At 55.9% G+C, this 10,825-nt stretch carries 10 protein-coding genes; 7 read left to right on the top strand and 3 right to left on the bottom strand.

The window, feature by feature from the left end; all coding sequences use genetic code 11:
• Window positions 1-7 precede the first annotated feature (7 nt).
• From deoD to MLE19_RS10760, 3 genes are all read left to right on the top strand, one after another.
• Complete coding sequence (gene deoD, locus MLE19_RS10770; protein WP_240718187.1) at window positions 8-733, top strand: purine-nucleoside phosphorylase; 726 nt, start codon at window positions 8-10, stop codon at window positions 731-733.
• A gap of 56 nt (window positions 734-789) precedes the next feature.
• Window positions 790-1,197 carry a cytidine deaminase gene (gene cdd / locus MLE19_RS10765; protein ID WP_240718186.1) on the top strand — a complete coding sequence of 136 codons (408 nt, stop codon included), beginning with the start codon at window positions 790-792 and terminating at the stop codon, window positions 1,195-1,197.
• A 136-nt stretch (window positions 1,198-1,333) separates the two neighbouring features.
• On the top strand, window positions 1,334-2,458 hold the full coding sequence (locus MLE19_RS10760; protein WP_240718185.1) for an aminotransferase class V-fold PLP-dependent enzyme: 1,125 nt from the start codon (window positions 1,334-1,336) through the stop codon (window positions 2,456-2,458).
• Between the two features lie 81 nt (window positions 2,459-2,539).
• Here the strand turns inward: MLE19_RS10760 and MLE19_RS10755 are convergent, their stop codons facing one another.
• The gene (locus MLE19_RS10755) at window positions 2,540-3,229 is read right to left on the bottom strand and encodes a CBS domain-containing protein (protein ID WP_240718184.1); all 690 of its coding nucleotides are present in this window, start codon (window positions 3,227-3,229) and stop codon (window positions 2,540-2,542) included.
• Between the two features lie 193 nt (window positions 3,230-3,422).
• Window positions 3,423-4,853, bottom strand: coding sequence for a hypothetical protein (locus tag MLE19_RS10750; RefSeq protein ID WP_240718183.1), 1,431 nt, complete (start codon window positions 4,851-4,853; stop codon window positions 3,423-3,425).
• A gap of 106 nt (window positions 4,854-4,959) precedes the next feature.
• Between MLE19_RS10750 and MLE19_RS10745 the strand changes: the two genes are divergently transcribed.
• Together MLE19_RS10745 and MLE19_RS10740 are read left to right on the top strand one after the other, a co-directional pair.
• Window positions 4,960-5,967 carry a J domain-containing protein gene (locus MLE19_RS10745; RefSeq protein ID WP_240718182.1) on the top strand — a complete coding sequence of 336 codons (1,008 nt, stop codon included), beginning with the start codon at window positions 4,960-4,962 and terminating at the stop codon, window positions 5,965-5,967.
• A gap of 97 nt (window positions 5,968-6,064) precedes the next feature.
• Window positions 6,065-6,496, top strand: coding sequence for a hypothetical protein (locus tag MLE19_RS10740; protein ID WP_240718181.1), 432 nt, complete (start codon window positions 6,065-6,067; stop codon window positions 6,494-6,496).
• Here MLE19_RS10740 and MLE19_RS10735 read toward each other — a convergent pair.
• The gene (locus MLE19_RS10735) at window positions 6,413-8,908 is read right to left on the bottom strand and encodes a mechanosensitive ion channel domain-containing protein (RefSeq protein WP_240718180.1); all 2,496 of its coding nucleotides are present in this window, start codon (window positions 8,906-8,908) and stop codon (window positions 6,413-6,415) included. The genes MLE19_RS10740 and MLE19_RS10735 overlap by 84 nt on opposite strands.
• A 150-nt stretch (window positions 8,909-9,058) precedes the next feature.
• Here MLE19_RS10735 and MLE19_RS10730 point away from each other — a divergent pair, with 150 nt between their 5' ends.
• Together MLE19_RS10730 and MLE19_RS10725 are read left to right on the top strand one after the other, a co-directional pair.
• Complete coding sequence (locus MLE19_RS10730) at window positions 9,059-10,069, top strand: amidoligase family protein (RefSeq protein WP_240718179.1); 1,011 nt, start codon at window positions 9,059-9,061, stop codon at window positions 10,067-10,069.
• Between the two features lie 60 nt (window positions 10,070-10,129).
• On the top strand, window positions 10,130-10,810 hold the full coding sequence (locus MLE19_RS10725) for a gamma-glutamyl-gamma-aminobutyrate hydrolase family protein (RefSeq protein WP_240718178.1): 681 nt from the start codon (window positions 10,130-10,132) through the stop codon (window positions 10,808-10,810).
• Window positions 10,811-10,825: the final 15 nt, after the last annotated feature.

Here is a 10,825-nt window from a genome sequence, read left to right as displayed (position 1 = left end):
ACCTTTGATGGCAACCCCACATATCAACGCTGCCCCCGGTGATTTTGCCGATACCGTACTGATGCCCGGCGACCCGCTGCGCGCCAAGTACATTGCTGACACCTACCTGGAGAACGTCCGCCAGGTCAACGACGTGCGCAACATGTTTGGGTATACCGGCACCTATAAAGGCCGCGAGATTTCCGTGATGGGCCACGGCATGGGTATTCCGTCGGTCTCTATCTACGCCAAAGAGCTGATCACCGACTACGGCGTTAAATCACTGATTCGTGTGGGCTCCTGCGGCGCGGTGCGCGACGACGTTAACGTGCGCGATGTGGTCATCGGCATGGGCGCCAGCACCGATTCAAAAGTTAACCGTATGCGCTTTAACGACCACGACTTCGCCGCCATTGCGGATTTTGAACTGACCCAGCACGCCGTTGCTGCCGCCAAGGCCAAAAACGTACCGGTGAAAGTGGGCAACATGTTCTCAGCGGATCTGTTCTACAACCCGCAAACCGAGATGGCTGAAATGCTCAAGCGCTACGGCATTGTCGGCGTCGAGATGGAAGCCGCTGGCCTTTACGGTGTGGCCGCCGAGTTTGGCGCCCGCGCCATGACCATCTGCACGGTGTCAGATCACATCCTGAAAGGCGACTCGCTCTCCAGCGCCGACCGTCAAACCACCTTTGACGATATGATGCTGATTGCACTCGACACCGTATTGCGCGACGACGCTGCCCGCGCCTAGAACGTTAAAGCGAGAACGTTTAAAAGAGGGCGTTGAAGCGTCCAAAAGGAAAAGAGATGGAACAGGTATCAGAAGAGATCGTTCAAAAGCTGTTTAGCGCGAGGGCTAACGCCTATGTGCCCTACTCCGCCCACCCGGTGGCATCGGTAATGGTGACGCCGGATGGTCAGCAGTTTGCGGGCACTAACGTGGAAGTCGCCCACTACAAAGGCCTCTGCGCCGAAGCCTCGGCCATCTCCGCCATGATCACTGCCGGGCAGCGCCAGCTAGCGATTGTCTACGTCATGGGCCCCGGCGATCACCTCTGCACGCCCTGTGGCGACTGCCGCCAGCGGATTCGCGAATTCGCCACGCCAGAGACGCAAATCAAGGTGCTCTCCGGCAGCGGTGAATTGATGAAAACCTACACCATGGAAACGCTGCTGCCCGATGCCTTTGGGCCTGAGCAACTACCGCCGCGTTAAACAAGCCTGCACTGCATCCAAGACCAGCCCCTTTGCGGGCTGGTTTTGTGCGTTTATTGCTCGTACTCTTAGTGACAGCTTATTTATTGACGATAAAGCGTGCCATTAAGAGCACAGCATTTACTTGGAGAACGCCATGGCTGGTTTACTGCCCAACGTCGACCCCGACGGTTTGCTTGAGTACTCAGTGGTTTATACCGACCGCTCGCTAAATCATATGTCGCAGCAGTTTCAATCTGTGATGCGCGATATTTCCGCCACGCTGAAAGAGGTGTATAGCGCCCACGCAGCGGTGATTGTACCCGGCAGCGGTACCTTTGGTATGGAAGCAGTGGCGCGTCAGTTTGCCGTTGATCAGAAAACCCTGGTGATCCGCAACGGTTGGTTCAGCTACCGCTGGACGCAAATTATCGAGATGGGCCGTTTAACCGATCAGCACTCAGTGCTTAAGGCGCGAAGGCTCAATGCCGATGCCCCCCGCTCGCCTTTTCAGCCGGTTCCCATTGATGAAGCCGTTGCGCAGATTCGTAGCGAAAAACCTGCAGTGGTGTTTGCCCCGCAAGTCGAAACCTCTGCTGGCTTGCTGCTTCCAGATGACTATATTCAAGCGCTCGCCAAGGCCACTCACGAGGTAGGCGGCCTGTTTGTGTTAGACGCCATTGCCGCTGGCACGCTGTGGGTGGACATGCAGGCGCTCGGCATTGACGTGGTGGTGAGTGCGCCGCAAAAGGGTTGGAGCGGTTCGCCCTGCTGCGCGATGGTAATGCTCTCAGAGCGCGCCACCCAGCGCTTGAGCGAAACCCAGAGCAATAGCTTTGCTTGCGACTTGGGCAAGTGGCACAGCATCATGCAGGCCTATGAAAACGGCGGCCACGCTTACCACGCCACCATGCCCACCGATGCCCTACGGCAGCTGCGCGACATTATGTTTGAAACCCGCGATTACGGCTTTGCCAAGGTAAAAGAGGAGCAGCAAGCGATTGGCCGGGATGTCCGCGCCATGCTTAAACGCCACGGTTTTGTCAGCGTTGCGGCGGAAGGCTTTGAAGCCCCTGGCGTGGTGGTGTGCTATAGCGACGACAGCGGCCTGGTCGGCAAACTTGCTCAGGCGGGCGTTCAAGTGGCCGGCGGCGTGCCGCTGATGTGCGATGAAGGCGATAACTTCCAAACCTTCCGCATTGGCCTGTTTGGGCTCGATAAGCTGCACCACACCCAGCGCAGTGTAGAGAACCTGGAGCAGGCGATTAAGGCCGTCTTATAAGCAATAAAACTGAGAATGCCCGCTATGATTAGCGGGCATTGGGTCAAACTTGGTGCTAGTTAAGCGGGGCTTATAGCTAGCTTAAAGATACCCCAAGCCCCGTGGCATCAAACCTAGATGATTTTCTACCTTCATTACGCCAGATATGTTCTCTGCCGCCACCGTTACCGCCTGCTTTTGTTCCTGTGATTCAACCAGCCCCCAGATCTCCACCACTCCGCCATCCACTATCAGGCTGATGCTTTCAATTTGTACGCTGGTATTGTCCTCAAGTTCTTTGAGTATGGCCTCGCGCACCTTGCGATCATCCATGGGCGACTGCGTCGGTGCTACGGCGGCATTGGCCATTCCTTGCAGCAAATTAGCGCGGCTGACAATGCCGACCAATTTGCTGTCCCGCACTACGGGTACACGCTTAATGCGGTGCTTCTCTAACAGTCGCGCAATAGTATGTAGCGGCGTGTTCTCTTCAACGGTCATTGGGTTTGGCGTCATGACCTCATAGGCTTTACGACCGTGGGATTTCACATAGTCGCTATCACTTTTTCCGCCGGTAAACAGCGTCAGCCACCAGGAGCGGCCGTGGTCTTCGTCATCTTTTACCCGGCGCATTAAATCGCCTTCGCTGACAATCCCTATCACCCGGTGTTCTTCATCCACTACCGGAACGGCGCTAATATGATGATTGAGCAACAGCTGCGCGATTTCTCTCACTTCTGCATCGGGCCCCACGCTCACGACTTTGGGTGTCATAATATCGATAGCTTGCATGGTTCTCCTCCTTGTGACGGGCCCTAGAGACCTCCCTTTTAAAATTGTGCTGCAGATACAGGTTGTCCCGCCCGTTCTTTGAGCCTAGTTCGCTGGCGGTCATTTGCCTATGCGAGATAGCTATTTCAGAGAACGCATTGAGACTGTTTTGATCTAGCGCAGTTTATTGTGGCGGTTTTAACGACGCCCTTACTTATTTTTTCTCCTGAGCCGCACTGCTCTCTTCGACTTTCTCAATGTCGACGATGCCCGAACGGCTTACTACCACCTTCCAGCGAGCGAGATAGGGCGTATCTTCACTGCCCGTTTCACGAATCACCAGGTTGAACAGGTGGCGGCGCTCAACGCTTTCACGCACCGCCTGACCATCTTTCAAGCGGTAGATGTGGTGCTTTCCTTTGCTCATCAACCGGGTGAGCATGGAGATATCCAGGTTGAGCGTTTCACGGGTATGCTCATAGCCGCTTAAAAAGCGCGTAGGCGACATACGTGAGCTTGAACGGTAGTGCAGCACCATTTCTTCACGCTGAGCCACCGTGCGGCGGCGCATCTGCTGAATGTCGTCACTCAACAAAGCAAAACGCTTATAGTCAAACCACTCCAATTGGCGCCCTACCACGGCATTACGTGTGGGGTCTAAATACTGACGGCGCCATTTAGGCCGACCTTTACGCAACCAGCGCCATAGGGTGTTGCGCAAATCATCCTTAAACACTTCACGCATGGCATAGAGCAGCGCCATGGCTAATACGAATAACGCGGAGAGATCCCCTAGCGCGCTACGTAGCTGAAGCACGCCTAGTGTCACAAACCCCATTACCACAGCCGTGGCCAGGGCTTTGACCGCCTTTTGTTCACCGCTACCCAGCTCCAATGCTTCTTGTTTCAGGGTAATCGGGTGCTCAATCAACCGCCGCAGTAAGCGCATTTTATTCGACATGCGCGTGGGGTCGGCCATTACCCGCTCAGCGTTGTACTGCTGTTCGCGTCGATACTCACTTTCACGGTGACAAACGCTGATAAAGCGACGACGAATATCGGAAAACTCTCCGCCTCGGGGCATATGTGCCACCAGTGCCAGCAGTTGCTGGTCGGTGAACCAAGAGAGATAGTTATCAATATTGGCAAAATATTTGATGAGGTTTTCATCATCCGGCTGATTGCGCCGCAAACGCTTAAGAATACCGTCACTTAAATCAATCATTTCATGCAGTTGGTCACGTAGCGCAACGGCATTCTCTTGACCTTCACTGCTCTCCTCCCGTTGCTCTTGACGGGAATGGCGCAGTTTGTTGGCACTGACCAGCATCGTTTGCGTGGTGCGCTCCATCGCTTCCACATATTGATAGGCGTATAAGCTCAAACTTAACCGATACGAGTCACTACCCAATCGGTTACGACTGGCCAATCGACTATGCACTAACGGCAGAAGGTATTCGTCACTGTAGTAGGTGCGCGAGACATTGATGGCCGCATGATAAAAGGCTTCTTCTGAGATAAGTTGGGTACTCAAGCCCAGCTCGCCAGGCACAAAGAGATAGACGTCGAGGTTATGCGACGTCTCTTCCTTGAGCCGCCGGGTAAGACGCAGCTGAAAGCTGTTTTTACGCTCAACGTTAATCAACTCACCAATCTCCTACTCCTTTGCCTAACGTGATGATATACCATGGCTGAAATAATCATGGCGCTGCACACGACCACTGTCGCCTTTTCATCTGTGGAGCTAGGAAATGTCCATTGCCCGTTTTTCACCCTTTGAGCTGCTGCTATTAAAGAGCCGCAGCCAAGTGGATACGGCAACCCTGCTACTGTTGGCGTGGGTGCTGGTACACCGCCAACACGTTTCTGAAGGTCAGCGACGCCGTCGCTTGGCTCAGGTTACCGCTCAGTTTCGCCATGGCCATGAGCTCGCCCCGGTCATGAGCATTGCCCACAGCCAGGATTTACAGGCGATTCAGCTAGCCGCTGAAGTCGTGCGCAAAGAGTGCGGTAAAGAGCGCTGCCTGAGCGTCATCCATCAAGCAATCACCGTGGCCACTGATGATGGCGAATTGTCACTCGCCAACCACTACATTTTGCGTTTTTTGGCTGACTTGCTGAGCGTTGCTCCAATGACCTTAAACACCCTGTTTAAGGAACTGACAGGCACACCGCTTGCCACCCCTGAAGACCCCAGCCGGGACACTTATTGGCAAACCCACGACCCAGATTACCATGCGCGTAAAGCCCGCGAAGCCGCGGCAGCTGAGCAGCAACACCAGCAGGCCAATGCGCGGGCAGAGCAGCAGCAACGACAGAAAGAGCAACGCGACGCTCAGAAGCAGCAAAAGCAACAGGAAAAACAGCAGCGCCAAGAGCAAGCCCGCCAAGCCCGTGAGCAAGAGCAGCGTCGCCACCAGGAGAGTGAGCGCCAAAGGCAGCGTGAACACACCGAACGGGAACAGCAGCGCTCTCGGCGGCAGAACTCCCATCAGCAAGGCTCGCAAGAGCGACGTAATAACGACTCACGCCAGCAGCGCACCTCACCGCCGCCGCCTGACCGCACTACTCGGGCACTTTCCATTTTGGGGCTTACCCCAGGCGCCACCCGCATAGAGGTTCGCCACGCTTATCGGCGGATGGCGCAATTACACCACCCTGACCGCTTCTATTCAGAAAGCGAGCATCAGGTAGCCTTGGCCTCCGCGCGCTTTCAACGCATCAAAAACGCCTATGATTATTTGATGCAAACTTACTAAGGCCGTGCAACGCTATGCGCTGGCCCGCGAGAAGCGAGTTTGAAGAGAAACGATAGCCTCAAAAAAACGATAGCCCCACGAGAAACGATAGCCCTTTATGCGCGATTTGTATCAGCGCCTCGCGGTTTCCCCCGAGGCTAATGAACTTGAGATCAAACACGCCGTGGCTCGCTGCCAGCATAGCGCACTGCGTCAGGATGCCGAGTCGGTATTTGCCGTTGCTGAACGCCGCGATGCTTACGACACGCTGCACGACACCGTTAGCGATATTGGCAGGCTACGCGCGCGCCTAGGCCTCAGCCACGGTGCCCACTGGCAAGGCGACGTGGCCAACGACTTCTCGCTGCCCGCTGATCACGCGATCTCCCGCCACGACGAACTGGTGGACCGCGTTAGCCACGCGGTCTCGCTGTATAATCGCTGGCGTCGTTTACGCGGTCCGTGGCTACTCATCGCCGTGTTCGCCTCTGGGGCTGGCATAGGTCTCGCCCTGGGGCTCGCCCTGTGCATGGGGCTTTTGCCGATGTGAGGCAGCATGATTGGCCGGTTCATCCTGCTTACGCGCCTGCTCATCACGACGAATTTCTGCCTTGGTCGGGCGCGGTGCGGGTTTAGGCGGCGCGGGTTTCTTATGCTCCTCCGAGGTTGATTCGCTCTCTTGCTCAGCTTCAGCACTCCTCTGCCCGCGCTCCGGCGAGTCGTTTTCTTGCGAATCGCTGTCTAAAGAGAACGACATGCCTGCCGTGGCCTCCATACGATCTTCAGAGCGAGCTTCCATACTGACACTAAGACGCGGCACACCCAGATCGATCTCTTGTGCTTCCATACGTTGCTTGAGCAGCAGATTAAATGCGCGCGAGACATCCCACTGCATCTCAGGCGCGGTGCGAAAGCGCATTCGCAGGATGGGGCAGCCATCTTCAAACCCTTGCACACCCTGCATCTCCAGCGGCGACCAGATGTAGTGGCGCATCATTGGGTCACGGCGAAGCTCCTGAGCGGTCTCCTGCATCAGCGTAATCGCATCGTCGATTTTCATATCAAACGGTATGCGTATACGCATTAACGCAATGCCGAACTGGCGCGACATATTGTGGATCGACTCAATCCGGCTAAAGGTGATGATATGCACCACGCCATCCAAGTCTCGCAGCCGCACGGTGCGCAACGTCAGCCCCTCGACCGTGCCCATGTGATTATTGATCTGCACAAAATCATCTACCGCCAGCGAGTCTTCGATCAAAATGAAGATGCCGGTAATTAAATCCTGCACCAGGGTTTGAGCACCAAAACCAATGGCTAGACCAATGACACCGGCACCGGCGAGCAGCGGCGTGACGTTGACGCCCAAGTTGGCCAACCCGGCGATCACCGCAATGATCAAAATGGTTACGAAGATAACGTTGCGGATCATCGGCGTGATGGTTTGCGCTCGGGCCTGATTGACTCGACGCCCTCGCGAGCGTGCTGACGACGTTAGGGCACGCTGAATAGCGGTATCAGCAAAAATCCATACCAACCACGCCAACAGCACCGTGGCACCCAAGCTGATTAGCGCTTGGCCAATACGTGCACTGGCCACCGCTTGCTGGCCCAGGCCAAAGAACGAGCTGCCCCACACTTGCATGGACAACTCGGCGAACACCATCCATGAGCAGATATGTGCCAACACAAAGCCAAAGCGCTCTAAGCGTTTACGATACTGGCTATAGCGATGGCGGTGACGACGCTTGCCCATCCGTTCAGCTTGGCGGCGCAGCAATCCGGTTATGACCAGCGTCAGCACTAGCAAGCTAGCGGAGATAATCGAGCGCGCCAACGCGGCGCCTACGTTGCCCACGGTGATAAAGATCGCCAGCAATGAACCACTCACCAGCAATAGCGCCGGGATGTGCCATAGCCCGCCCAGCGAGCGAATCATCTCGACGGCGGTACTCGCATCGCGGCGCTGTTTAAACGGCCGGTTGCAAATCAGGTGGCGCACCGGGCGTTTGAATTTGAGAATAAACCGCGCTGAGAGCAGCGCCGCCAGCATGTTGGAAAGAATCGATACCAGGCTCGACAGTTCGCTGCCGAGCATTTCAACCAAGCGCGTTGAGTTGACCGCATCCCCCAGCGCAATCAAAGCACCAATCACAAACAGCCCGCGCAGGGCGCTCTGCTGTAGTACCTGCACAGCGGTAAACCGGTGACCACGGCTGAAGAACGCAATCACGGTCTCAAATATTACCGACAACGTCCGGCCACATAGGCAGATATACGCCACTACCAGCACCAGCGTTCGTCCTGGGCTGTCGGGCAGCACTTGGCCAACCCCCAGCGTTATGGCGAACGACAACACCCAGGGCAGCATACGGCGCAAAAAATGTACCGCCATCAGCCAACCTTTTGGGTCGCGAGGCAGGTCTAACGGCCACTCCCGCCGGGTGGCAAGCATGCGCCCAAAGGCAATCATCGCTACCAACAGCACGATCCAAATAAGCGCCAGCACCGCCCCTTCAGCAACCGCCCTAATTGCTTCACCCTGGTCGGCATCATCATTGAGCGCGCGCAGATCGTCCGCGCCCTGAACAAGTTGGCGTGACCATTGATCAATCGGCGAATCCCCCGCCTGGGCCTGATCGCCAAGATCGCTTAAGGTATCGGCCAGCGCGCCCAGGAGGCCTTGGCGCATCGCGCCCTCCTCCTCACTGGCGGCACCCGCGGTCACCTGCAGTTCACGCAGCGATGTTAGCAACTCAGTACGCCGCTCCTCGTTTTCAAGCATGGTGATGACGTCATTGAGCGAGGTCTGAAACTCTTCGCCGCTAACCTCGGCCGTCTCCTCTTCACCACCACCGCCCAAACTGGGTAGCGACACCATTTGCGCCTCTGTCTGCGTTATTGTCAACACAAACAAAATGACGCCTATTACCGAGCTGATTAACCAGTGCTGTCGCACGCCTTACTCCTAATAATTAGCTAAGATAGCACCCTACTTACCGCTTGTTGCTTGCCGCCGCTATGGTTTACTGAATCCAGTAAACCGCTCAGTCTCAACGCGTGACTATGATAGGCTGGATACTTAAACGTTCACCTCAAGGATGCCGAGATGACGCTACAAGCTCCACCTAACCGTTTAAACAGCCATGGGGATATCCGGCACGTTGGCGTCGAAATTGAGTTCGCTGGCCTGCCACCCCACGACACAGCATTGGTCGTACGTGAGCTGTTTGGCGGGGAGCTTAACGTGGTAAGCCCCCATCGGCTACTGGTAGAGAATACCCGCTGGGGCGAATTTGGCATTGAGCTCGATACCCAGTATGCCCATCCCGACAAATCTCTTGTCGATGACCCTCATGCAGAGGACAGCGAGTGGGCGCGCCATCAGCACCAGCGGCGGATCGAGTTTCACCAAAAAACCCGCGAACTCATCGGTGACATGGTCACAGGCCTAGTGCCTACCGAAATCGTTTGCCCACCAGTGCCCTGGAATGAGCTGGAAGCATTAGACGCGCTATTTGAAGCACTTCGCGCACATGGTGCCAAGGGCACCGATGCCAGCTTGATGTATGGGTTTGGGCTGCACCTAAACCCTGAGGCTGAGCGTTTTGACGTCGACTATTTGCTGGCTATGCTACGCGCGTATTTATTGCTTGCCGGGTGGCTACGCGATGAAATTAAAGTCGATATTACGCGCGAAATGCTACCCCATGCCAATCCGTTTCAAAAAGCCTATGCGCTAAAAGTGCTGGATAGCCGCTACTCGCCTGATCTCGATACGCTGATTGACGATTACCTGCACTACAATCCAACCCGCAACCGCGAGCTGGATATGCTGCCACTCTTTGCCTATTTGCGCCCCGAACATAGTCATGAACTGCTGCATGCTCAGCTCACCAAGCCGCGCCCTACCTTTCATTATCGCTTGCCTAACGCCCAGCTTTCTCAGCCTGGATGGGGCTCGGTGGTCGAGTGGAATCGCTGGGTAGAAGTTGAGAAACTTGCCGCGAACTCAGAGGTGTTGCTCGCGCGCTGCGCTGAGTATATTGCTGACCACAATCGACCAATGCTAACCCGGGCCAAAGAGAAGCTGGTTCGCTGGTTTCGTCGTGAGCGCTGATGTTCTTACACAGCCCCATGTTGCCTTCTTCACTTCCTGTCACAGTGAGTAAACACCCGCATGTCTCGGCCGCTTATCGGAATTACTACCTCTGACAAAAAAAGCCACTTAGCGTGGTGGTTTGACTGGTTTGCCGTTTGGCGGCATGGCGGTAAACCGCTGCGGCTGTCGCCTTCGCGCGCCCAGCCGGAAAGCCTGGATGGACTCATCATTGGCGGCGGCGACGATATTCAAGCCCACCTTTACGGTGGCGAAGTGCAGCTGGATGTGCGCCTTGATCCCGCTCGGGATGAGCTGGAGCTTGCCTTGCTGGAGCGGTTTATTCCGCTAAACACCCCCGTGCTGGGTATTTGCCGGGGAGCCCAGCTAATCAACGTGCATCTTGGCGGCACCCTGGACCCAGATATCTACACGACTCATGAAGGGCTAAAGCGGCGCCGGACGGTACTGCCACGCAAAACCGTCGATATTGTCGGGGCGAGTAAACTGCACCGCTTGCTCGGCGTCACCTGGTGTCGGGTCAACAGCCTGCATCACCAGGCCGTTTATGACGCCGGCAGGGGGATAGAGATTGTCGCTAGAGACAGAGACGGCTTGGTGCAGGGCATAGAGTCCCGCGAGCACGACTTTTTGATAGGCGTGCAGTGGCACCCGGAGTGGTTGATTTTCAACCGCCCCCAGCAGCGTCTCATTCGTGCGCTGGTGAGGGCGTCAAAACGCCACGCCACACGGCGTAGCTAGCCGTAAAGCCGAGTT

It is taken from the genome of Vreelandella neptunia (assembly GCF_022489065.1).
Classification (GTDB): Bacteria; Pseudomonadota; Gammaproteobacteria; order Pseudomonadales; family Halomonadaceae; genus Vreelandella; species Vreelandella neptunia_A.
Note: the sequence above shows the minus strand (reverse complement) of the source record. Positions and strands in the feature narration are given on the sequence as shown.